The organism is Yersinia massiliensis (assembly GCF_003048255.1).
GTDB classification, from domain to species: Bacteria; Pseudomonadota; Gammaproteobacteria; order Enterobacterales; family Enterobacteriaceae; genus Yersinia; species Yersinia massiliensis_A.
In genome coordinates this window covers 2360113-2384008 of the sequence record NZ_CP028487.1, presented here as the reverse complement: position 1 = coordinate 2384008, position 23896 = coordinate 2360113, and the positions used below count along the sequence as shown (strand labels likewise).

Genomic DNA, 23896 nt, shown 5'->3' with positions numbered 1-23896 from the left:
CGGAGTCTACTTCGTCTCGACGCTATCCCTTGAAGCAGGCGATGCCGTCGATAGCGCCAGCTCGGCGTTCTCGCGCGCCACCCTTTTGGCGTAACGTTGTGCTAATACCGCACAAACCATCAATTGAACCTGATGGAATATCATCAATGGCAATACCATCACCCCGACTACAGAGGCGGGGAACAATACATTTGCCATCGGAATACCGTTAGCGAGACTTTTCTTCGATCCACAGAACACAATGGTGATTTCATCTGCCGTATTGAAGCCTAACCAACGTGCAGCCAACGTATTGACGACTAATACGACGGTGAGCAAAACCATCGAGCAGACTAATATCGCCAACAACGACCAACCATCAATCTGATGCCAAATCCCTTGGACCACCGCTTCGCTGAACGCAACATACACCACCAAAAGAATGGATGACCGGTCAGTAATATTCACCAGCTTTTTATGGCGTTCAACCCATTTAGCGATCAATGGGCGTGATAGATGGCCGACAATGAATGGCACCATCAATTGCATGACGATTGAACCAATGGCATGCAACGTATCTGTCTCCCCGCCTTGCGTCTGCATCAACATGCCCACCAAAATCGGGGACAGGAATACACCGAGAATGCTCGATGCTGATGCACTACAGATTGCCGCCGCCACATTTCCCCCCGCCACGGAGGTATAAGCAATGGCGGATTGAACGGTAGCAGGTAAAGCACACAAGTAGAGAAAGCCCAGATACAGGGTTGGCGTTAACACGCCAGGCACCAAAACGTTCATCCCTAGACCTAGCAGCGGGAATAAGGCAAACGTACTGAGGAAGACCACTAAGTGCAGCTTCCAATGCCCCATCCCCGAAACTATTGCTGCGCGAGATAACTTAGCACCGTGCATAAAGAACAATAATGCGATTGCCGCTGTCGTCAGGTGTTCAAACCACACTTTAACTTCCCCTTCGCACGGGAAGATTGACGCGATAATCACCACACAAATCAGCACTAATAAAAACGTATCTATCTTAAGACGTTGTAACCATGACATGCCAAAGTGTTCCTCATTCCCTTCTTAGCTGGGATCCGCTTAGCTGCCCTTAATTTGCCGACGTGACAGGCAACGCTTTTTTCTGCTGATCAGAAGCGATACCCAACTCAATCAACTCCATCACCTTAATCGCTTCACTGGCCGGAACAGGGTTAGCCGCATTACCCAAGATAGCATCACGAATACCGGCGTAATAAGCGGGATAATTACCAGGAATGGTCAATAGTGGTTTCTCAGCAAGCACACCATCATGTGACAGTGTCACAACGCCATCGCGCATGTCATAACCCCAATCGGCTTGCGGTAAGCGTTCACCCGCTTTCAGCCGATCTTCCTGTGGGTCTAAACCAAACTTGATATAGCTGCCCTGCATACCATGGACGATGTAACGCGCCGTTTCTGCTGCGGCGAGCACTGTCCCATGCAGCACGACCCGTTGCCCAGGATAACTCAGCACCGCATGGAAATAATCAACCGACTGCGCACCGGGACGTAGCATGCCCAAATCCACATTTAATGTGTCTGGTAAACCAAACAGTTGCAGTGCTTGATCCAATAAATGCGGCCCTAAATCATACCAGATACCACTGCCAGCACCGGCTTGTTCACGCCAGCGTTGGCGGATCTCTGGACGATAGCGGTCAAAATGAGATTCAAAATAAACCACTTTCCCCAGCGCACCTTCCGCCAGCAGCGTTTTTAACGTTAGAAAGTCACTGTCCCAGCGGCGATTATGGAACACGGAAAGCAGTAAACCCGCCTCATCTGCTTGGCGCTTCAGTTCATTTGCTTGTGACAGTGTCACGGTAAAAGGTTTATCAACGACCACATGTTTACCCGCGGCCAGTGCTTTTTGTGCTAACGGGAAATGAGTGTCATTGGGGGTGGGGATCACGATGAGGTCAATGGAGGGATCGTCAAATAACGCTTGTGGGTCTGAAACCACATTCATCGTTGGCCAGTCAGCATGGACTTTACTGGCATCACTGCTGGAAACACCTGCCAGTTCCAGCCCCGGAGTGCCCATGATCAGCGGCGCATGGAAGGTTTTGCTGGCGTAACCGTAGCCCAGTAGACCCACTTTAATTTTTTCGGCCATTATATTTCCTCTTGCCCGGAGTCCCCGTTATTTTTCAAGAGGTAGTTATGTTTCCTACACCTTGAATTTTCTGGGGGTTATTGTGTTATCTGATATCTCTCGATTAACCGATTTGACACCATGATGATTCCCGCGACAAGAGGTAATTTCTTACTGCGTGTGACTCGCAGGCTTAAACCCGCACTAGCGCCTCAGTATTATCACGCCATTCGGGCTGGCGCAGGCTGCGTTGCGGGTAGTTAGTTTCTATGCTGCGACGCCTAAAATCACTGGGGCTCACCCCGACACGCTTGCGGAAAACACGAGAGAAATAAAGTTGATCGTCATACCCAACGACACGGCCAATCGTGGCAATGGGTTCTTGGGTCGTTTGCAGTAATAACTTTGCACGGATAACGCGCTGATCTTCACGCCAACGCAGGATGTTAATCCCTACTTGTTCGCGGAACAGGTGCGCCAGCCGCGAGGGCGACAAACAGACATGCCGCGCAACTTCATCAATACGCAACTCACCCGCCAGATTACCGGTAATAAACTGACATGCCTCAATGACGCGAGGGTCCATGATACGTTGCGGGCTAAGAGGGTCTTCTTCCATCGCACGCAACAGCAAACGCTCAAGCAAATTCATTCCCAGCTCTTCGCCAAAGCGCCGGCCAGATTTTTGTGTCTGTTCGATATTGGCAAACAGGCGATCAAACTCCAGCAATAAATTATTGTTTGGAAGGGATAAACGGCCAACTTCATGTGTTTTGCTGTGCCATTCCAGCCAGTCTGCCCAATACGCCCGTGGCCGGAAATAAACCCAGCGGTGATACCAACAATCGCTGTTGGGTGAGCGGCCATAATAGTGCGGTGCTTTAGGGGGAAAAAGCAGTAAATCGCCGGGATTACTGTAAAACGTATTTTCGCCATCAAAAATCTTACCCTGACCTTTAATGGTCAGATTCAGAATATAGCCTTTCATGCCGCCCGGCCGGTCGATAAAGAAATCGAGTGGTCCGTCTGCCAGAATCGGGGTTAATCCCGCGACCAGGTAGGCGTTAAACGTATAGCCTGGCAACAATGGATTGGGTTGCGGTTCCTGAACCATTCGATGGTACATATAGCCTCCTTGGAGCCCTACGCTGTTTTTGGTCTATAAACTCATCCTGCTTGTTTCAGTTTATCGGGCAGATTTCACGCCGCCCGATAGTCGTGACAAAATTGTGAGCCAGAGAGTCTTTTTTATGGATTTTTCTGTCGTCAGCGCGTTTATACCGTCCGTTTAGCCAGCTGTTTGTAACGGTCGAAGATCACCGCGGCCAGCAGAATCAAACCACGAACAACGTACTGAGAGAACGGTGAAATGTTCAGCAGGTTCATGGCATTTTCCACTGTACCGAGAATCAAGACACCAGCAATCACATAGGAAATCTTCCCGATACCGCCTTTTAGTGATACCCCACCCAGCACACAGGCTGAAATAACAATCAGTTCATAACCAATCGATGTCATCGGCTGGCCACTGGTCATCCGTGAGGCCAAGATGATCCCTGCCGCTGCTGAGACTAATCCTGACAGAACAAAGATAATAATTTTGGTGCGCACAACCGGTACCCCAGCCAAACGCGCTGCATCTTCGTTGCCACCAATTGCCAAGGTATTACGGCCAAAAGTCGTTTTATTCAACAGAAAACCAAAGAGCGCCAGACAAGCGATGGTGATCCAAATTGGCGCAGGCAAACCCAGCCAGTTGGTGTAACCCAGCGCAAAGAAACGTTCGTCTTCGATACCCACGGCTTTACCATCAGAAATGATGTATGCCAAGCCGCGGACAATCTGCATGGTAGCCAATGTGGTGATTAAAGCGTTGATCTTTAAACGCGCAATAACAAAGCCGTTAATCAAGCCACAGGCAGCCCCCAGTAACAGACCTGCGCCCACACCCAGCCACAGGCTTTCACTCATATTTATCACGACAGCAGTAGTGACACCGGCGCAAGCAATGACCGAGGCGACGGATAAGTCAAAATCACCGGATGCTAGACAGAACAACATCCCGCAAGCCACCATCCCTGACATCGAGATAGCTAGCCCTAACCCTTTCATATTGATGAAGGAGCCAAAATTAGGCACAAAAATAATGCAGCCAATAAAGACCACCGCAAAGACCACCAGCATGCCGTAACTGTCCCAGATGCGAGATAGGCCTAAGCCGCCTTTAGCCGGCGCATCCTGTGGCGGTTGTGAGGGTGACGAATTTGATGCCGGATTCTTCTTATCAGAATTCAACGTAACGCTGGACATGGTTTACTCCTTAATCAGGCAACCGCAGGCGCGGCATCAGTAGCAATATTCGGGGTGCGGAGCATCGCTAAACTTAGCGCTTGCTCTTCGGTGGCATAACCGTGGTCTAACTCGCCAGAAATCGCCCCTTCACGCATCACCACGATCCGGTCAGCCAGCCCGAGCACTTCAGGCAAATCACTGGAGGCAAACAACACGGCAATACCTTGCTTCGCCAGTTGATAAATAACGTTGTAGATTTCGTGCTTAGCCCCAACGTCGATGCCCCGTGTCGGTTCATCCAACAAGATCACTTTCATATCTTCGGATAACCAGCGACCTAAGATGGCTTTCTGCTGATTCCCCCCTGATAGATTCATAATCAATTGATGAGCACCTGGCGTTTTGATATTCAGTGACTCAATGCGTAACGCCGCATTCTCTCGTTCCCAGCGGTTATTGATCAGGCAACCCGCCGTCAATGTTTTGCGCCGAGCACTAATATTGATGTTGTCCTGCACCGAATGGACGGGAATGATGCCGTCTGCTTTGCGATCTTCAGGGCACAGCATGATACCGGCCGTGATAGCGTCAATTGGCGAGCGAATCGAGATGGGTTTGCCATCCAGTAATACCTGCCCACTGGTCAATTTTGTGCCGCCAAATACCCCTTTCAGTAACTCACTTCGGCCAGCACCGACTAAACCAAACAGACCCACAATTTCGCCTTGGTGCACCGTCAGATTGATGGGGGATTTCACGCCAATGGCTTTAACGTCTTGCAATGTCAGGCGCGCAGCACCTCGCTCACGTGGCTGATAACCGTAGATATCGCCCAAATTACGCCCGACCATGGCTTGCACCAGCGAATCATTATTGACCTGTTCCATATCATCAAAGGTGCGCACATAGCGGCCATCTTTGAAGACGGTAATGGCATCACTCAAGGCAAAGATTTCTTCCATACGGTGGGAGACATACAAAATGACCCGTCCTTCAGCACGTAACTCACGGATCACTCGGAACAATTGTTCGATTTCACGCGCCGACAGCGAACTGGTCGGCTCATCAAAAGCAATAATTTTGGCATTTCGGGCCAGCGCTTTGGCAATTTCTACCATCTGCCATTGGCCAATAGAGAGATATTTCAGTGGCGTATCGGGATCAATATCCAACCCTAAATGTGCCAACTGTATGCTGGATTCATAACGCAGCAATTTGCGATCAACCATGCCCATTTTGGTTGGTAATTGACCCAAATAGATATTTTCAGCCACCGTCATTTCAGGAACCAAATGCAGCTCCTGATAGATGATGGCGACACCGGCATCAAGCGCCTCAGTGGTATTGGTAAAATTAACCGTTTTGCCTTTAATGCGGATCTCGCCTTGCGTTGGCGTGTAATTGCCACTGAGAATTTTCAGCAAGGTGGATTTACCCGCACCATTCTCACCCATCAGAGCGTGGATCTGGCCCGCCTGACACGTGAAACTAATATCATCCAGCGCTTGAACACCGGGGAAACTTTTTCCGATGCCACAAAACGCCAAATAAGGTGACTGCTCGGCTTCCAGCTCGGCTTGTAACGCAGAATGGAGTGCTGACATGATGGCTTCCTTATAAAGTGGGGTTGCACTGGGGGCAAGCCACGCCTACCCCCAGTGCGCCATTGCGCATAGCGGAATTACATCAGGCCTTTCTTCTCTAACTCAGTTTTGAAATTATCCCGAGTGATCAACACCACATCGGTGACTTCGGTAAATTTCGCCGGTTCGACATCTTTGGTTACCCAGTCATGCAGCATCTGAATACTTTTGTAGCCATGGATATCTGGGCTCGGTAACAGGGAACCATAGAAGCCGGTCGCTTGGCCTTTGGACAGTTCGCTGACGGCATCCACACCATTGATGCCAATACCGATGACATTCGGTGCTTTAAAGCCCTGACCTTCTGTTGCCCGCACGCCGCCCAACACGGTGTTGTCATTCATGCCCACAATCAGCCAATTTTTCACTTCAGGATGCTGTACTAACATGGAGTTGGCGGCATCAAATGCGCCGGGGATATCATTGGATTTCGTCGGAACTTTATAGATCTGTTTCTCTGGGAAGCCTGCTGCTTTCAGCGCATCCATTGAGCCCGTAGTGCGACGGCGTGCTGTGTCCAACTCATCAGAGGTAATGGCCATCACAGCGGTTTCACCCGGCTGCCAACCACGATTATTCATTTCTTTCCACAATTCCTGCCCTTGGCGCTCACCAATTTTGGTCGCTGCCATCATCACTAACGGCACGCTTTCCATCGGTTTGCCTTTGGCATTCACAAATTGATCGTCAACCGCGATGACTTTCAAGTTATAGCTGCGCGCCTTAGCTTCAATGGCTGGCCCTAATTTCGGGTCCGGTGTACAGATAACGAAGCCTTTGGCGCCACTGGCCGCCAGACTATCAATTGCATTTAACGTCTTCTCACCATCGGGCACTGCAATCTTTATCACTTCGAAACCTAAGTCCTTACCGGCTTTATCCGCGAATTTCCATTCGGTCTGGAACCAGGGTTCTTCAGGTTGCTTCACCAGAAAGCCCAACTTCATGCTTTCGGCAATAGCTGAATGTGACATAACGGCCGCTAACCCAACGACTGCCAGCGCCTTAGTTAATTTATGCATAGTGTTCTCCGGACTGTTTTTGTAGGAAGAGACATTTTTTGTTTATTTATTCGTCAAGAATTCAAGTCTGACGATTTTTTGTGGAAACGTTATCAATCATGTTTTTTAGTTTCCGCAAGGCTAAATGCTTTATTAAAAGCCAGATAACCTCGCCATACCCGGTAAGACGATGACAGTTTTAGCGTGATTTATGCTTCGGAATGTAGAGCGCTATCACATCCAGAGATTACAGTTTATTTATCCATATATTCAGCAAATTTAACCTCTCTCTAACTTTTGACTGACATCACAAAAACGCTGTAGGAAGCAGAAAAGTGCATACTTCCAGCTATCTACTCCTCACCGCTTGCTTGCGCACACTTCTATCTTTGATAGCAATCAATAGGCTATTGCCAATCAATCCTCGTGTTCTGCAATCATTAGGAGCAACCACTTATGACAGGCGACGTTATCTCGGCAGAGAGTGCCATTTCGGCAAATAAGGCTATCTCCCTCGGCCTGGATTTTGGCAGCGATTCCGTCCGGGTATTGGCGGTAGACTGTCAACATGGCACCGAGATCGATACCGAAGTTGTCTACTACCCACGCTGGCAGCAAGGACTCTATTCTCAGGCGGCTCAAAACCAATTTCGCCATCATCCCCTTGACTACATTGAAGCCATGGAGCAAGCCATTCGTCAGGTGGTCGGCCGATTGTCAGCAGAACAGCGCCAACAGATTGTGGGGATTGGGGTTGATACCACCGGCTCAACACCGGCACCGATTGATGCGCAAGGTCGGGTCTTAGCATTACGCCCTGATTTTGCCGATAACCCCAATGCGATGTTTGTCTTGTGGAAAGACCACACAGCGATTGAAGAAGCTGAAGAAATCAACCGTTTATGCCGCAGTGGAGAATTTGCGGATTATTCTCGCTATATCGGTGGTGTTTATTCTTCCGAATGGTTCTGGGCAAAAATTCTGCATGTCACGCGCGCTGATGCGGCGGTACGTGAAGCGGCGGTATCTTGGATTGAACTCTGTGATTGGGTTCCCGCATTGTTATCCGGCACTACGGCTCCACAGAATATCCAACGGGGCCGTTGTAGCGCAGGCCATAAAAGTTTGTGGCATCCGTCATGGGGAGGATTACCGCCACGGGAGTTTTTAGCCGCACTGGATGCTAGTCTGGTGAACGACCTTGAATACCCCCTGTTTACCGATACCTATACTGCCGAACGTCCTGTAGGGTTAATCACTGCAGAATGGGCTGAACGTCTTGGGCTACCCGCCACCGTGATCATTTCTGGCGGTGCATTTGATTGCCATATGGGCGCTGTTGGTGCGGGTGCTCAGCCTTATACCTTGGTTAAAGTCATCGGCACCTCCACCTGCGATATTTTGATTGCTGATGAAAAATTGGTGGGTGATCGTGCGATTGCGGGCATTTGTGGGCAAGTCGAAGGCAGTGTCGTGCCCGGTTGGATAGGCATGGAGGCAGGTCAATCTGCCTTCGGTGATATGTATGCTTGGTTCAGTCGTCTGCTGAGTTGGCCATTACACCAAGTCGCCTTGGCACAGCCCGAATTGCAACCACAGCTAAAACAAATTGAATCTACTCTATTGGCCTCACTGACGGCTGAATGGGCGAAAAATCCCTCTCTTGATCACCTTCCAGTGGTTCTGGATTGGTTTAATGGTCGCCGCACTCCTAATGCCAATCAGCGCCTAAAAGGAGTGATTACCGACCTGAATTTGGGTACCGATGCTCCTACGCTCTTTGGCGGGTTTATCGCCGCGACAGCATTTGGGGCGCGTGCCATTATGGAATGCTTTGAACAACAAGATATCCCCGTGGAGAACGTGCTGGCCTTAGGCGGCATTGCCCGTAAATCTCCGGTTATCATGCAAGTTTGTGCCGATGTGATGAACCGCCCGCTGCAAATAGTGGCCTCGGATCAATGCTGTGCACTCGGTGCCGCTATTTTTGCCGCGGTAGCCGCTGGCGTGTTTGATGATGTGCCAACAGCACAACGCCATATGGCTTGTCAGATTGAACGTACCCTGACCCCAAATGCCGAGCAAGTTGCCCGTTATCAGCAGCTTTATCAACGTTACCAGCAGTGGTGTTTGTCCGCAGAACCCCATTACGCACCGATCAACCGATCTTGATGGTTAACCTTATCTATTTTTAATTGGAGTATCAGATGGACATATTCGAACAATCAGAAGTGTGGTTCGTCATCGGCAGCCAAAACCTCTATGGTCCTAAAACACTGCAACAAGTGATGGATAATGCCCATCAGGTCGCCAATAGCCTCAACAGCGAAGCAGGCTTACCCCTTAGACTGGTGCTGAAGCCTTTAGTGACCACACCCGATGAGATAACGGCCCTGTGCCGCGAAGCTAACTTTAATACCGCCTGTGTCGGCGTGATGACTTGGCTACACACCTTCTCCCCAGCCAAAATGTGGATTGGTGGTCTGTCGATTCTGAATAAGCCATTGTTGCAGTTCCACACGCAGTTTAATGCCCAGATCCCATGGGAAACTATGGATATGGACTTTATGAACCTGAACCAAACCGCCCATGGTGGCCGTGAGTTTGGTTTCATTGGCGCGCGTATGCGTAAGCAACATAGCGTGATCACCGGTCACTGGCAGGATAAAGAAGCCCATCAACGCATCGCACAATGGATGCGTGTTGCGGCAGCTAAGCAAGAAAGCCAACAACTGAAAGTGGCACGCTTTGGCGATAACATGCGCGAAGTTGCCGTCACTGATGGGGACAAAGTGGCTGCCCAAATCCAGTTTGGCTACAGCGTTAATGCTTATGGTATTGGTGATTTGGTCACGGTCGTCGATGCTGTTAGTCAGGCTGATATTGATGCGCTGGTGGAAGAGTATGAAGCCACTTATCGCTTGACCGATGCGGTAAAATTGAACGGTAACAAACGCGAAAACTTGTTGGACGCCGCAAAAATTGAGTTAGGCATGAAGCGTTTCTTAGAACAAGGTGGTTTTAAAGCCTTCACCACTAATTTTGAAAACCTGTACGGGCTGAAGCAGTTACCGGGATTAGCGGTACAGCGCCTAATGCAGCAAGGTTATGGGTTTGGCGGCGAAGGCGACTGGAAAACCGCAGCATTACTGCGCATCCTCAAAGTGATGGGAACTGGCCTGAAAGGCGGCACCTCATTTATGGAGGATTACACCTATAACTTCCAACCGGGTAATGATCTCGTGGTCGGCTCTCATATGCTGGAAGTCTGCCCATCTATTGCCAAAGAAGAAAAACCGCTGCTGGACGTGCAACATTTGGGTATCGGCGGTAAAGCTGATCCGGCTCGCTTAATCTTCTCTACCCCCGCTGGCCCTGCGCTGAATGCCAGCTTGATTGATATGGGCGATCGTTTCCGCCTGTTGGTCAATGTCGTTGATACGGTTGAGCAGCCACATCCATTGCCTAAACTCCCAGTAGCACGCGCTATTTGGCAAGCTCAGCCTTCACTGGCCACCGCCGCCGAAGCTTGGATCATCGCGGGTGGCGCGCACCATACCGTCTTCTCGCAAGCTATTGGTGTCGACGAGTTGCGCCTGTATGCAGAAATGCATGGTATTGAGTTCCTGCTGATCGACAACGACACCACACTGCCAGCATTCAAGAATGAAATCCGCTGGAACGAAGTGTATTACCATCTTAATCAGCGTTAAGCGCACCGACGTGTTATCTGCACGTGTGAACTTATTGGTCTCGATTTAACCTATAGATCTCGATTTAACCAAAGGGGGCTTAACCGCCCCTTTTCTTTTTCTATCTCGTGGGCCACTCCCATTCAGGGATATTTTCTTGCTGCACGTGTGTTTCACTCCATTGCTTATCCAACAAGATTTGATTGCAGTGCGCTTCTTCCTGCAATGCCCCCACCAATTCTGCGGCATGTGAAACCACAATCACTTGCGTATGTCGTGCGGCCTGACCAATCAAACGAGCCAGTGGTTTGAGTAAATCAACATGCAGACTGATTTCCGGTTCATTCAGTATCATCATCTCTGGTGGTCGGGGTGATAATAGCGCCGCCACCAATAATAAGTACCGCAACGTGCCATCAGAAAGCTCAGCCACCTTAAGCGGCCGTAGTAAACCTTGCTGTGACAGTTGAATTTCAAAATTAGGCAGAATATCCAACGTCGTCCCCGAGAAAGCATCTGCAACGGTGTGGTTTAAAGCTTCGCTATCCCCGATTTCGATGATGGTTTGCAATGCCGCCGCCAGATCCGAACCATCACTGGCCAGTACCGGCGTATAAGTGCCTATCTGCAATTGACGTGCGGGGGCATGTCGATCGGTGCGAAGATTGTCGTAGAAACGCCATGCTCGCATCCGCTCACGCATGAGTAGGATCTCTGGCGCGTCTCGTGGATCGGTACTGTGCGTCATTATGCTGTCATGGGCCGCTAACCCATGATAAGCCTCACGCCAACTGCCGCGTTCATCGCGAACCCGAACACGCGGGCCGCGACGCTCAGCAAAAAGGGTGTTATGAGTGAGAATATTGCCACACCACAGACTTTCAATTTTGATTTCTGGATCTCGGGCAAAATAGGAGCGACGCGGGGGCGGTAAACCAAGGTCAATGGCATAACCGTAATCGTCACCCGCGAAACCCAATTTAAGACTGACAGGATGATGCCTGACCGTGCCTTGGATCGGTTGCTCTCCAGATTTCATCGCATTGGAAAAAGACTCTGGCCCGGCCCACAGCGTAGATTGCAACCCTCCCTCTGCCGCAAGCGACTGAATCACTTGCCCTTGGCCAATGTCTGACAGCAATCTTAGTGCGCGATAAAGGCTCGATTTACCGCTGCCATTAGCACCGGTAATCACATTTAATTGCCCTAATTCCAGTACCACGTCACGCAAAGAACGGTAACCCGAGATGGCAAGTCGAGTAATCATAAGTCCCCTTTTTAATACGATAGATTCCGTTACAACCGATAACTGATGATATATACAGTACTCAATCGTCATGTGCGTTGTCTATCTCATGTTTAGGGGATATTGACGCTTTACTTGCCTGACGCGACTCGTTACCCCGTTTGTAACTGCCATAAACGTGCGTAGACACCCGCTTGATCCACCAGCGCCTGATGACTGCCTTGTTCTAGCACTTGCCCCTCTTTTAAGACCAAAATCCGGTCACACTGACGTAAAGTGTTCAACCGATGCGCGATACAAATCACAGTGCGATTGCGAGTGATCACCGGTAATTGGCGCATAATGGCTGCCTCAGACTCATAATCCAGAGCACTGGTAGCTTCATCAAGAATCAGAATTTTGGGGGCAGCCATGAGTGCTCTAGCGAGCGCCACACGCTGTCGTTGCCCGCCAGAAAGTAAACTGCCCCTTTCCCCAACTTGGGTTTGATAGCCTTGCGGCAGCGACATAATAAAATCATGGGCACCCGCTTGGCGGGCGACATGTTCAACCTGAGTATCATCGGCGTTGGGCCGGCATTGGCAAATATTGTCTCTCAACGTGCCGGAGAACAGCACGCTATCTTGCAAGACCACACTCATTTGGCAACGTAATGCCGTGGCGTCGGTAATGGCTAAATCTTGCCCGTCCACCAGAATCTGCCCGTGCTGCGGAATATAGAGACGTTGCAACAACTTGGTCAGCGTGGATTTTCCGCAGCCTGATGGCCCTGTGATACCGATAAATTCGCCGCCCGCAATCTCCAAATTAAGATTCTGCAACACCTCAGCCGTATCGGGGCGATAGCGAAAACGCACCTGTTTAAAGGTTAAATTTCCCGTCCACTCATTGCCTGAGGATAATCCCGCACTGCCCGGTTCGGCCGGACAATCCAAGATAGTACCGATGCGTTTCAGGGCAACTTGTGTATGTTGGAAATCTTGCCATATCTGTGCCAAACGCAAGATGGGCTGAGTGACATAACCTGAAAACATCGTAAATGCGATGAATTGCCCAGGACTCAGGTCACCGACCAAAACCAAATTCACGCCATACCAAAGTAAAACAGCCGACGTCACCTTGTTGATCAGTGTGATACCTTGCTCGGCCGTATTTGCTGTTCGCGCACAAGCAAAGGAAGCCCGAACATAACCCGCTAATGATTGCCGCCAGCCCCGATTAAATTGATGCTCTGTGGCTGACGTTTTAATGGTTTCCAACCCGCTAATGGTTTCGGTCAAAAATGCAGTGTTCTGTGCGCTGGCTTCATATTGCCGCTCAACCCGTTGACGTAAGACGCCTCCCACCGCCCACCAAAACAGCAGATAACACAGCAATGAAAACAGTACGATCCAAGTCAATTGGCTGCTGTAGCAAAACATCACCGTGATAAAAGTGCCGACAAAAATCAGGTCCAGCAGCATCGTCAAAGCGGATCCCGTTAGGAAGCTGCGGATCTGTTCCATTTCGCGGACTTTAGCGATTGTTTGCCCCGTTTGTTGCGCACCAAAGTAGCTCAATGGTAGCCCAAGCAAATGGCGATAAAGGCGAGTATTGAGCTCAGCCCCTACGCGACTGGAGAGATGAGAGAACAACCATCCACGTAAGAAGGTGTAACAGGGCTCAGCAATCGCCAACGCAATCATGGCACTACCCAGTACCATTAGACTTCCGATGCCCCGACTGACGAGTACTTTGTCGATCACCGTTTCAAATAGCATCGGTGTGACCAGCAAAATGCCTTGCAGTAGTAACGAGACTAAAATGATGTTGCGGAGTTGGTGCCGATACTTGGCTATCACCGGCATGAACCAACTGAAGCCAAACGCGGTTTTCTTCTGCGTCTGTTGTTCTGCTTTTGCCAGCAAAATAGCTTCACCTGACCACAGACTAGCCAGTTGCTGCTGGCTGACGGATTGCTTCTGGTGACTGGCTGCATTGTAAATGACCGCCCCATCTTCATTTAATGCCAGCAGCACGTACCACTGCGCACCATCTCTAAAGAGTATCGGTAGCGCTAAATTCCCCAAACGTTCAAATTGCTGGTATACCTTCCTCGCGCGCAAACCAATCCAACCTGCGCAGCGACAGACAGCAATGCTATCTATTTTTTCGGATGTTAATCCCAACTGATGGGCCAGTTGAGAGGGTTCGACGGGCAGATCAAAACACGCAGCGGCATGGGCTAATGCCGCCAAGGGTTGAATAGCCTGAGTTGACGTTGTACTTGTCATATCAACGCTCCCTCATGGCTTCGGATTGATATTGTTGCAGTGGGCTTAACAAATAATCAATAACCCGCCGCTGGCCTGTCTTAATCTCCACACTGACAGCCATCCCTGCCGATAGCCTGACGGGTTTGCCTTCGACAACAAGCGTATCGCTATGCAACCGAATTCGCGCAGGGAAGACGAATCCCAGTTGTTGATCCTCCATGGCATCACGGGAGACATGTTTGACTTCACCCGATAACGTGCCAAATCGGGTGTAGGGGAAACTGTCGACTTTCACTTCCACCGCCTGCCCCGGCAGTACAAAACCCACGTCTTTATTGAGTACCATGACATCCAATTCCAACTGATGATCTTCGGGCACCAACACCATCAGCGGCTGAGCGGTCGTCACCACACCACCGAGCGTATGAACAGCCAATTGCTGTATCACCCCCGCGACTGGCGCACGCAAGGTTTGCTGGCGCTGCTTTTCACTCAACTTAATCTGTTCCTGCTGCAATTGATTAATCACTTCATGGGCTTTATTTAATCGTTCTTGGTAGCTGCGTTTCTTTTCAGCCAAATAGTGCAAACGGGTCTGCGTTAAATTGAGGTTCTTCGCCTCTAAAACGGTTTGTTCACTTTGAAAACGGCTTTCTTCTGCCTTCGCGTTTAGCCATTCACGTTCTTGCACCAACAATTCGACTTCAGCAATCGACTTGGATTTAGCCAACGTTCGCAATGCTTGTAGCCGTTGATGAATGTTTTTCATCAATATTATCTGGTTGGCGATATTGGCGATAGCGGCCTGTAGCTGGGCTTGATTAACCGCCTGCTCACTGTCCATACGGGACAACTCCGCATTGACTTCCTCATGCTCTTTCGTCAAAAGTGCCGTTGACATCATGATCAAATCTTCAGGTGTTTTTGTGGGGGAGATAAAATGCGCAAGCGGGTCATCCGTCAGCAGCGCCACCATACGTGCGGCTTCTAGCAAACGATGCATCAATTGCTTATTGATATTACTGAGCTCCGCATCGATACCAATCGGGTTCAACTCAATCAAGACCTGACCGGTTTCAACCCTGTCACCATCGCGAACATTAATGGCGGTCACGACACCGGGTTCTAGCGGTTGGATTACTTTCGAATGCTCAGAGACAATAGCTTTACCGTTGGCAGAGGCATGAATATCAAGCTTCCCGACAATCGACCATATCAACACCAGCAGCAAGGTCAGCATCAAAAGCCATGCAGTTCGCCGGGCAAGTGGTGCCACAGGTCGCTCCACGACATCTAGGTAGGCAGGAAGAAAGTCATATTCATCGCGGGGACGATCGGCGGGGAAATAGTGCCGCCAGTAGCGCTTTAATGAATTAATAAGGGGCAATTTAGTCAAAAACTGTATCAACTTCATTTTAATTCCTCATGGCTAAAATCAGCCTGTTGCTGCCAAAGCTGGGCATAAACGCCATTCAGCGCCAGTAATTCATCATGATTAGCCAATTCAGTGATTCGCCCTTGGGTCATGACGCCAATACGATGGCAATGCCGAACCGTCGACAGCCGATGAGCGATGGTGATAACGGTACGATTAGCGCGAATGCGATCCATATTTTTCAGCACTTCGGCTTGCGATTCATCATCCAAAGCGCTGGTCGCTTCATCGAAAATTAATACGCGGGGATTAGCCATCAAGGTGCGAGCAATCGCGATACGTTGACGTTGACCGCCTGAAAGGGATGAACCGCCTTCTGACAGCACGGTGTCGTAGCCTAGCGGCAAAGCCAGAATAAAAGCGTGCGCCCCTGCTAGTGATGCCGCATCGACGACCTCCCTGAGCGAGGCGGTAGGCCGCGAGTGAGCAATATTTTCACGCACGGTACGGTTGAACAGATAGCTTTCTTGCATGACAACGCCCACTTGGCGTCGCAAATGTTCAGGCGAGAAATGTCCTAAAGAATAGCCATCAAGCGTGATACTCCCTTGTTCTGCGACATAGAGCCGTTGTAGTAACCGCGCCACGGTGCTCTTGCCAGAACCTGACGGCCCCACTAGCCCAATATGCTCACCCGCACGCAGAGAAAGTGAGAAGTCACGGAGTACGGGGTCTAGATCAGGGCGATAGCGGAAAAGCACATTCTTTAGTGCAATATCACCACGGATGGGTTCGTCGCTAGGGGTGGCATCTACCGCTTGCTCAGCGGGTAAGCTTAAAATGTCGGATATCAGCATTAAGCCAACTTGCGCTCGTATGCTCTGTTGCCATAAATCGACTAATTTGCTCATGGGCATTAAGGCTTGGACAGCCAACATATTAAAGGCGATCAGTTGCCCGATACTGAGCTGGACAGACATCACCTGATACGCCCCTACGACAATGACCACGGCACCGGCCACTTTTTGCAATAACTGCGCTGTTTGGCTGCTGAGATTTTGCAGATTTTGCACTTGAAAATTCGCTTCAGCAAAATCACGGGTTTGTGTTTCCCAGCGTTGCTGCATTTGCGGTTCGAGCGCTAAACTTTTGACTGTTTCAACACCCGACACAGTTTCGGTTAAAAATGCGCCGTTTTGTGCCGCGCAGCAGCACAATACTTCCACTTTTTTTTGCAATTGCCGAGTGGTCAGTACCGCTAATAAAAAATAAAGGGGTAGAACACCCAATATGATCAACGTCAGTAATGGGGAGATACACCACATCACAATAAATAATATGAGGGTAAAGGCAACATCGACACAGAGTGTCAATGCTGAACCCGTAATAAATTCACGAATATTATCGAGTTCCCGCACTCTAGCGACAATATTCCCGACATGGCGCTGCTTAAAATAGCTTAAAGGTAATTTGATTAAATGCTTAAATAACTTACCCCCTAATAAAATATCAACACGTGTTGTGGTATGAGTGAAAATATATTCTCGTAAAAACTTCAAGATGACTTCATACACCCCGACGACAATGAGTGTCGTAATTAACACATCCAGTGTGGTCAGCGCATTGTGGACGAGCACTTTATCCATGATAACTTGAAAGAAAAGTGGCGAGATCAATGCTAGAAACTGTAACAACAAGGATAAAACCAGCACTTGAGTTAATGACTTTCGATGTTGCCATAAAGCGGGAATAAACCATCGAATATTAAATCGCGAATGGCTACAATAAATAACCACCCCGCTCCATATATCAGCAAGTTCTTGAAATGTAATAATTTCAGGTTTATTACTTTCTGCATGCTGTAATAAAACTTGTTTATCGTTAAATCGTGCCAATAAAATGAACCTGCCTCGCATATCGCGAAAGGCTAGTGGCAACTGTTCAGGCTGAATGTTTTTAAGTTGCTGTGTTTTGACTTTAAAACGTGCTGATGTGACACAAGAAAATTGAGATAAATATCGCTGCAATGAAGCACGTGTGGCCATTGTCGTATGATCAATAACCGCCTTTTGACTATACTCATCAGCCGTCTGCGAATTCAACCCCGCTAAACGAAGTAATCGCGCAGCGCAGACTAATGAAGAGTGAACATGGTTTTCCATAAATTGTATTATCACCTAAAGCATTAGGAATATCGGTCACCAAAAATATCAATATCGGACCCGCCAAATAATATATAGCGCCAATATCATAAAAGGTTTTTTCTATACGACTAGCGTCAGGTAAGAGTGTGTAATTCTTTATAATTAAAGAAATGTTGATTGAACTATTAGATGAGAATTAAATTCACGCTAGGAATAAGCAAGGTAACAATATTGGAAACGTATATTAATCGCTCTGTATTCAAGTCAATGGACTAATAGCCATGAGTCACTTCACATTTATTGATTTATATCGTCAATGATGTACCACTTTGTGTGATAATTTCGCGGTGATTTATTGCCACTGAGGTTGGCTCCTGCCGTATTATCACTGATAACAGGACTTTTTCTCGCCATGACACCGACACTATCCTCTACTGCCGATGACCGATGCTCTATCCCTGCTCCCAACTCCGATACTCCGCTATTACCCATCCAACAGATTGCGCAGCAACTTGGCCTGTCGGAAGAAGCTTTAATCCCCTATGGGCATCATATGGCAAAAGTCGATATCAAAGCCTTACGGGCAGATGCCCCACAAGGTAAGCTCATTTTGGTTTCCAGTATTACGCCCACCCCCTTTGGTGAAGGCAAAACCGTCACCACCATTGGTTTAAGCCAAGGCATTAATCGGTTGGGGTATCGTGGCGTTGCGTGTATCCGTCAACCTAGCCTCGGCCCTGTTTTTGGTGTTAAAGGGGGGGCCGCAGGTGGTGGCGGCGCACAAGTTGTGCCTATGGAGAAACTGAATCTGCATTTAACGGGCGATATACATGCCATCAGTGCTGCACATAATCTGGCCGCCGCCGCACTGGATGCTCGCATGTACCATGAGCAGCGATTGGGCCAAGCCTTTAGCCAAAATACCGGTTTTCCCTTGCTAAACATTGATTCAAAACACATTCGCTGGCCGCGAGTCGTTGATCATAACGATCGTGCGCTACGCCATATTCGTGTGGGGATCGGGGGGAGTATCAATGGAGTCGAACGCGAAGATCATGTCGAAATAACGGCAGCATCGGAGTTGATGGCTATTTTGGCATTATCTGAAAGTTTGCAAGATATGCGCCAACGTATTGGTCGCATTATTTTGGCTCACTCGATCACGGGTCAAGCGATTACCGCCGAAGATTTGGGGGTTGCGGGGGCGATGACTGCCTTGATGAAAGAGACCATTCACCCAACCCTCATGCAAACGAGCGAACAGACACCGGTGTTAATCCATGCAGGGCCATTTGCCAATATCGCGCACGGTAACTCCTCTGTGCTCGCAGACCGGCTAGGATTGCAATCGGCCGATTATGTGGTGACCGAAGCCGGTTTTGGTTCTGACATGGGGATGGAGAAATTCTTTAACATCAAGTATCGCCAATCAGGTCTAGCCCCCTCTTGCGTAGTATTAGTGGCAACACTGCGTAGCTTGAAAGCGAACAGTGGTGCTTTTGATATCAAACCGGGCCAACCTCTGCCAGCCGCGATCCTCACAGAGAACATTCCGTTACTCAATGAAGGTTGTGCCAACCTGAAATGGCACATTGAACACGCCAAAAGCTATGGCTTACCGGTTGTAGTAGCGGTAAACCGTTTCCCTGACGACAGTGCAGCAGAATTGACTTTCTTAGCCGACTTTGCGCTGTCTGCGGGCGCTTATGCCTGCGAATTTAGCGACGCTTTCGCCAAAGGCGGGGCAGGAACACTGGCATTGGCTCAACAGGTGATCAACGCCTGCGAGCAATCAGCATCACCCCTGCTGCCTTACTCAGATAGTGCGACATTAGAACAAAAAATCGAAATTTTGGCTCATCGTTATGGCGCACGAGAAATTCGCTTTACCTCTGAGGCGCGCCAACAGCTTGATGAAATAACCGCCGCCGGTTTTGGTCATTTGCCCCTGTGCATGGCCAAAACACCGTTGTCGATCAGTGCCGATGCCAATTTGAAAAATGTCCCCCATGATTTTGTGCTACCCATCACCGCCTGTGCGGTATCGGCCGGTGCAGGCTTTGTCCGCATTTATGCTGGTAACATTATGACCATGCCCGGTTTGGGGGCTCAGCCAGGGTATGCCCATATTGATATAGATGACGAAGGGCATATTTGCGGGTTAAGCTAGCGCCATTCAAAGGGGTGGTAACTCACGGGATATTGCCCCTACCCAAAATAGATCAAAAGGGGCACCATGTCTCAACCACAGGAATATCAACGTATTGGGGGCTGGTTATTGGCTCCGCTGGCGTATCTCATCGTGACGCTACTCAGTGCCACGTTAATGTTGGCACTTTATGGTATGGCGATATTCTCGCCGGAATCAAGAGAGTATTTGGTGACCAACTCGCAAGCGTTTACGCTGCAATGGTATTTTTCCGTCGTCACCACGCTCCTGATGTGGGTCTACACGGTCTGGGTTATCTGGCTGTTTTGCAGTCGCTCTCGCCGCTTTGTAAAATGGTTTATTCTGTGGTTACTCGTCACCGTATTATTAGCGCTAAAAGCCTTCGCTTTCTCACCGATCACTGATGATATTGCCCTGCGCGCGCTCAGTTGGCCTCTGTTAGCCGCGGCGATATTTGTCCCTTATATCAAGCGTTCTCAACGGGTGAAAATGACTTTCACTGAAAATTAAGGGAGAAACGCACGTTTTCCCCCTAAAAAGTGGGGAAAATCGTAATAACCCTGCACTTCATCTGTTGTCGTCAGGCCGCCAATTTTGGATAATAGGCGGCTTTTATTTTTTTAGGTTCCGCAATGACTGAATACCTGCTCCTGTTTATCGGCACCGTGCTGGTGAACAACTTCGTTCTGGTCAAATTTCTTGGCCTATGCCCATTTATGGGGGTTTCCAAAAAACTGGAGACGGCTATTGGTATGGGGCTGGCAACCACTTTTGTGCTGACATTAGCTTCGGTTTGCGCATGGATGGTAAACAGTTTTATTTTGCTGCCTCTCGGGTTGGTCTATTTGCGGACACTGGCATTCATTTTAGTTATCGCAGTTGTGGTGCAATTCACTGAACTGGTGGTGCGGAAAACCAGCCCAGCGCTTTATCGTTTATTGGGCATCTTTTTACCGCTGATCACCACTAACTGTGCGGTATTAGGTGTGGCGTTGCTCAACGTGAATCAATCTCATAATTTCATGCAATCGGCGGTCTATGGCTTCAGCGCTGCCGCCGGTTTCTCTCTGGTCATGGTGCTGTTCGCCGCAATCCGTGAACGGTTGGCCGTGGCCGACGTTCCTGCGCCCTTCCGTGGTTCTTCCATCGCCTTGATTACCGCCGGTCTCATGTCGCTAGCCTTTATGGGCTTCACTGGATTGGTGAAGTTCTAATGATGTCGTTATGGATTGCCATTGGTGCATTGAGTACATTGGCGCTGGTTTCAGGCGTTGTACTGGGTTTTGCTGCTCGCCGTTTTCAGGTCGAGAGTGACCCCGTGGTTGAGCAAGTCGATGCCATTCTGCCCCAAAGTCAGTGTGGCCAATGCGGCTATCCTGGTTGTCGTCCTTACGCAGAAGCCGTTTCCAGCGGCGGCGAAAAAATCAATAAATGCGCACCAGGTGGCGAGCAAGTGATGCTCAAACTGGCCGAATTACTGGCCGTCGAGCCACAGCCTTTGGATGGCGATGAGGCCGCAGCCCACCCGCAGCGGAAAGTGGCCTTTATCGATGAAGCCAATTGCATCGGTTGTACCAAATGTATTCAAGCATGCCCCGTTGATGCCATTGTCGGTGCTACGCGCGCCATGCATACCGTCTTACCCGATCTTTGTACCGGCTGTGATCTGTGCGTCTCCCCTTGCCCAACTGACTGCATTGAAATGATCCCTGTCGCAGCAACAACAGCTAACTGGAAATGGGACCTGAGTACGATTCCGGTCACCAACTTGCCTCCTCAGTTAGTTGCCTCACAGATGATTCCGGTGAAAATGATAGATGTGGAGCAACATGTTTAAGCTGTTTACTGCCCGCCAACGCGACAACATTTGGGATTTTGACGGCGGTATTCATCCCCCTGAAATGAAGTTGCAATCAAGTACGGTGCCGATGCGCATTGCGCCTTTGCCTGAGCAAATGATCATTCCCTTGCAGCAACATCTTGGGCCAGAAGGTGAATTGTGCGTTAGCGCGGGTCAGCATGTCCTTAAGGGGCAGCCGCTAACCGTTGGCCGTGGCCGGACAGTTCCCGTCCATGCACCAACATCAGGTACCATCACCGCCATTGCACCCCATATCACTGCACATCCCTCAGGTCTGGCAGAACTTTGTGTGCACCTCACTCCCGATGGCGAGGACAATTGGCGGAAACAGCAACCCTGGGTTGACTACCTACAGCGGGACAAAGTCACCCTATTGGACCGTATTCATCAAGCAGGGATTGCGGGGCTAGGCGGTGCAGGTTTCCCTACCGCGAGCAAATTACAAAGTGGTTTAAATAGCGTCATTACATTGATTATCAACGCAGCCGAATGTGAACCTTATATCACGGCTGATGACAAGTTAATGCAAGACCATGCCGATGAAGTGATTGCGGGAACCAAAATTCTCATGCACTTACTGCAACCTCAGCAAGTGCTGATTGGCATTGAAGATAATAAGCCAGAAGCCATCAAAGCATTACAACACGCGCTGAACGGTCATGATGATATTCAGTTACGGGTCGTACCGACTAAATACCCTTCTGGCGGGGCGAAACAGCTCACCAAGATTTTGACCGGTAAAGAAGTCCCCTTTGGTCAACACTCTTCGTCCATTGGCGTGTTAATGCAAAACGTGGGGACAGTCGTTGCCATCAAACGAGCCATTATCGACGATGAGCCCTTAATTGAACGGGTGGTGACACTAACTGGTGATGCCTTATCGAAACCCGGTAATTTCTGGGCCAGAATTGGCACACCAGTGCTCCATTTGCTGAAACTGGCAGGATTTCAACCACAGAGCCAACCAATGGTGATTATGGGTGGCCCGCTCATGGGCTTTACCCTGCCCAGCTTAGATGTGCCGATCGTTAAAATCAGTAACTGTATCTTAGCTCCCGCAGAAGCCGAAATGGGGTTATCAGAACCAGAGCAATCCTGTATTCGCTGTGGTTTGTGCGTGGATGCCTGCCCTGCGGGCTTATTGCCACAACAACTCTACTGGTTCAGTCGCGGCGAAGAGCATGAAAAAGCCCGCAATCATAATTTATTCGATTGTATTGAATGTGGTGCCTGCGCTTATGTTTGCCCGAGTAATATTCCGTTAGTGCAGTATTACCGTCAGGAAAAGGCTGAGATACGCGCGCTAGACCAAGAGAGTACTCGCGCTGCTGAAGCTAAAGCACGTTTTGAGGCTAAACAAGCACGGCTGGCACGAGAAAAACTCGCCAGAGAGTTGCGCCACAAGCAAGCCGCTGTGAAATTAACGGATGCGGATCAGCAAACCGTAGAGGCTGCTGTTAGCCGATTAGCACGGCAAACCAACGACACCGATGCTGCCATCACAGTGACGGCTGGGCAGACACCGGATAATAGCGCGGTGATTGCAGCCCGTGAGGCCCGTAAAGCACAAGCTAGAGCGCGTCAGGCTGAAAAACAAAATGCCATCGTGGTTGAAGCGCCCGCCGAGGCAGTTGATCCGCGTCAAGCCGCTGTTGCTGCTGCTATCGCCAGAGTGAAAGCCAAAAAAGCAGCACAAGCTGAAACTGCGCCAGTGGTTGAGCATCAACAAGCTGAAGAGTTACAAGAAGATCCGCGCAAAGCCGCGGTTGCTGCTGCTATCGCCAGAGTGAAAGCCAAAAAAGCAGCACAAGCTGAAGCTGCGCCAGTGGTTGAGCATCAACAAGCTGAAGAGTTACAAGAAGATCCGCGCAAAGCCGCTGTCGCTGCTGCTATCGCCAGAGTGAAAGCCAAAAAAGCAGCACAAGCTGAAACTGCGCCAGTGGTTGAGCATCAACAAGCTGAAGAGTTGCAAGAAGATCCGCGCAAAGCTGCGGTTGCTGCAGCCATTGCCAGAGTGAAAGCCAAAAAAGCGGCGCAAGCTGTTAACCCAGACTAATTCAGGATAAATGGCGCGCTGCCGTACACCAACGGCAGCGTA

General features: G+C 49.6%; 17 protein-coding genes. 7 read left to right on the top strand and 10 right to left on the bottom strand.

Features of this window, described 5'->3' with window-relative positions; genetic code table 11:
- Window positions 1-6 precede the first annotated feature (6 nt).
- The 6 genes from DA391_RS11160 to DA391_RS11135 form a co-directional block, all read right to left on the bottom strand.
- Entirely contained in the window at window positions 7-1041 is a 1035-nt protein-coding gene (locus DA391_RS11160) for a bile acid:sodium symporter family protein (RefSeq protein WP_050081046.1), read from the bottom strand.
- A 49-nt stretch (window positions 1042-1090) separates the two neighbouring features.
- Window positions 1091-2140, bottom strand: a complete 1050-nt coding sequence (locus DA391_RS11155) for an oxidoreductase (protein ID WP_050081045.1) — start codon at window positions 2138-2140, stop codon at window positions 1091-1093.
- Between the two features lie 172 nt (window positions 2141-2312).
- Window positions 2313-3245 carry an arabinose operon transcriptional regulator AraC gene (gene araC / locus DA391_RS11150; protein WP_019210039.1) on the bottom strand — a complete coding sequence of 311 codons (933 nt, stop codon included), beginning with the start codon at window positions 3243-3245 and terminating at the stop codon, window positions 2313-2315.
- Between the two features lie 149 nt (window positions 3246-3394).
- Entirely contained in the window at window positions 3395-4429 is a 1035-nt protein-coding gene (araH, locus tag DA391_RS11145) for an L-arabinose ABC transporter permease AraH (RefSeq protein ID WP_019210040.1), read from the bottom strand.
- Between the two features lie 14 nt (window positions 4430-4443).
- Window positions 4444-6015: an L-arabinose ABC transporter ATP-binding protein AraG gene (gene araG, locus DA391_RS11140; protein WP_050081044.1), complete on the bottom strand. Its 1572-nt coding sequence runs from the start codon at window positions 6013-6015 to the stop codon at window positions 4444-4446.
- Window positions 6016-6092: 77 nt separating this feature from the next.
- Window positions 6093-7076, bottom strand: coding sequence for an arabinose ABC transporter substrate-binding protein (locus DA391_RS11135; protein ID WP_019210042.1), 984 nt, complete (start codon window positions 7074-7076; stop codon window positions 6093-6095).
- A 435-nt stretch (window positions 7077-7511) separates the two neighbouring features.
- Here DA391_RS11135 and DA391_RS11130 point away from each other — a divergent pair, with 435 nt between their 5' ends.
- A complete protein-coding gene (locus DA391_RS11130) occupies window positions 7512-9227 on the top strand; it encodes a ribulokinase (protein WP_108087707.1) in 1716 nt (571 codons plus the stop codon).
- Between the two features lie 35 nt (window positions 9228-9262).
- A complete protein-coding gene (gene araA / locus DA391_RS11125) occupies window positions 9263-10768 on the top strand; it encodes an L-arabinose isomerase (RefSeq protein ID WP_108087706.1) in 1506 nt (501 codons plus the stop codon).
- Between the two features lie 100 nt (window positions 10769-10868).
- Here the strand turns inward: araA and DA391_RS11120 are convergent, their stop codons facing one another.
- The 4 genes from DA391_RS11120 to DA391_RS11105 all read right to left on the bottom strand — a co-directional run bounded on the left by DA391_RS11120 (window position 10869) and on the right by DA391_RS11105 (window position 17785).
- Window positions 10869-12014, bottom strand: a complete 1146-nt coding sequence (locus DA391_RS11120; RefSeq protein ID WP_050081040.1) for an AAA family ATPase — start codon at window positions 12012-12014, stop codon at window positions 10869-10871.
- A 131-nt stretch (window positions 12015-12145) separates the two neighbouring features.
- The gene (locus tag DA391_RS11115) at window positions 12146-14266 is read right to left on the bottom strand and encodes a type I secretion system permease/ATPase (RefSeq protein ID WP_108087705.1); all 2121 of its coding nucleotides are present in this window, start codon (window positions 14264-14266) and stop codon (window positions 12146-12148) included.
- A 1-nt stretch (window position 14267) separates the two neighbouring features.
- Window positions 14268-15662, bottom strand: coding sequence for an HlyD family type I secretion periplasmic adaptor subunit (locus DA391_RS11110; protein WP_108087704.1), 1395 nt, complete (start codon window positions 15660-15662; stop codon window positions 14268-14270).
- Window positions 15659-17785 (bottom strand): type I secretion system permease/ATPase, encoded by a 2127-nt coding sequence (locus DA391_RS11105; protein WP_108087703.1) that lies wholly within the window; start codon window positions 17783-17785, stop codon window positions 15659-15661. Before DA391_RS11105 ends, DA391_RS11110 begins: the two co-directional genes overlap by 4 nt.
- Before the next feature lie 394 nt (window positions 17786-18179).
- On the opposite strand from DA391_RS11105, the gene DA391_RS11100 reads away from it, so the two are divergent.
- The 5 genes from DA391_RS11100 (at window position 18180) to rsxC (ending at window position 23854) form a co-directional block, all read left to right on the top strand.
- Window positions 18180-19937: a formate--tetrahydrofolate ligase gene (locus DA391_RS11100; RefSeq protein WP_108087702.1), complete on the top strand. Its 1758-nt coding sequence runs from the start codon at window positions 18180-18182 to the stop codon at window positions 19935-19937.
- Window positions 19938-20003: 66 nt separating this feature from the next.
- A complete protein-coding gene (locus DA391_RS11095; RefSeq protein WP_019210050.1) occupies window positions 20004-20447 on the top strand; it encodes a DUF2569 domain-containing protein in 444 nt (147 codons plus the stop codon).
- A gap of 122 nt (window positions 20448-20569) precedes the next feature.
- Complete coding sequence (rsxA, locus tag DA391_RS11090) at window positions 20570-21151, top strand: electron transport complex subunit RsxA (protein ID WP_019210051.1); 582 nt, start codon at window positions 20570-20572, stop codon at window positions 21149-21151.
- Window positions 21151-21774 carry an electron transport complex subunit RsxB gene (rsxB, locus tag DA391_RS11085; protein ID WP_019210052.1) on the top strand — a complete coding sequence of 208 codons (624 nt, stop codon included), beginning with the start codon at window positions 21151-21153 and terminating at the stop codon, window positions 21772-21774. The genes rsxA and rsxB overlap by 1 nt, the downstream gene beginning before the upstream one ends.
- Entirely contained in the window at window positions 21767-23854 is a 2088-nt protein-coding gene (gene rsxC / locus DA391_RS11080) for an electron transport complex subunit RsxC (RefSeq protein WP_108087701.1), read from the top strand. Before rsxB ends, rsxC begins: the two co-directional genes overlap by 8 nt.
- Window positions 23855-23896 lie beyond the last annotated feature (42 nt).

Bases quoted from the DNA above. Each gene is read 5' to 3' on its own strand.
- DA391_RS11160 (WP_050081046.1), bottom strand. From the start codon at position 1,041: ATGTCATGGTTACAACGTCTTAAGATAGATACGTTTTTATTAGTGCTG.
- DA391_RS11155 (WP_050081045.1), bottom strand. From the start codon at position 2,140: ATGGCCGAAAAAATTAAAGTGGGTCTACTGGGCTACGGTTACGCCAGC.
- araC (WP_019210039.1), bottom strand. From the start codon at position 3,245: ATGTACCATCGAATGGTTCAGGAACCGCAACCCAATCCATTGTTGCCA.
- araH (WP_019210040.1), bottom strand. From the start codon at position 4,429: ATGTCCAGCGTTACGTTGAATTCTGATAAGAAGAATCCGGCATCAAAT.
- araG (WP_050081044.1), bottom strand. From the start codon at position 6,015: ATGTCAGCACTCCATTCTGCGTTACAAGCCGAGCTGGAAGCCGAGCAG.
- DA391_RS11135 (WP_019210042.1), bottom strand. From the start codon at position 7,076: ATGCATAAATTAACTAAGGCGCTGGCAGTCGTTGGGTTAGCGGCCGTT.
- DA391_RS11130 (WP_108087707.1), top strand. From the start codon at position 7,512: ATGACAGGCGACGTTATCTCGGCAGAGAGTGCCATTTCGGCAAATAAG.
- araA (WP_108087706.1), top strand. From the start codon at position 9,263: ATGGACATATTCGAACAATCAGAAGTGTGGTTCGTCATCGGCAGCCAA.
- DA391_RS11120 (WP_050081040.1), bottom strand. From the start codon at position 12,014: ATGATTACTCGACTTGCCATCTCGGGTTACCGTTCTTTGCGTGACGTG.
- DA391_RS11115 (WP_108087705.1), bottom strand. From the start codon at position 14,266: ATGACAAGTACAACGTCAACTCAGGCTATTCAACCCTTGGCGGCATTA.
- DA391_RS11110 (WP_108087704.1), bottom strand. From the start codon at position 15,662: ATGAAGTTGATACAGTTTTTGACTAAATTGCCCCTTATTAATTCATTA.
- DA391_RS11105 (WP_108087703.1), bottom strand. From the start codon at position 17,785: ATGGAAAACCATGTTCACTCTTCATTAGTCTGCGCTGCGCGATTACTT.
- DA391_RS11100 (WP_108087702.1), top strand. From the start codon at position 18,180: ATGACACCGACACTATCCTCTACTGCCGATGACCGATGCTCTATCCCT.
- DA391_RS11095 (WP_019210050.1), top strand. From the start codon at position 20,004: ATGTCTCAACCACAGGAATATCAACGTATTGGGGGCTGGTTATTGGCT.
- rsxA (WP_019210051.1), top strand. From the start codon at position 20,570: ATGACTGAATACCTGCTCCTGTTTATCGGCACCGTGCTGGTGAACAAC.
- rsxB (WP_019210052.1), top strand. From the start codon at position 21,151: ATGATGTCGTTATGGATTGCCATTGGTGCATTGAGTACATTGGCGCTG.
- rsxC (WP_108087701.1), top strand. From the start codon at position 21,767: ATGTTTAAGCTGTTTACTGCCCGCCAACGCGACAACATTTGGGATTTT.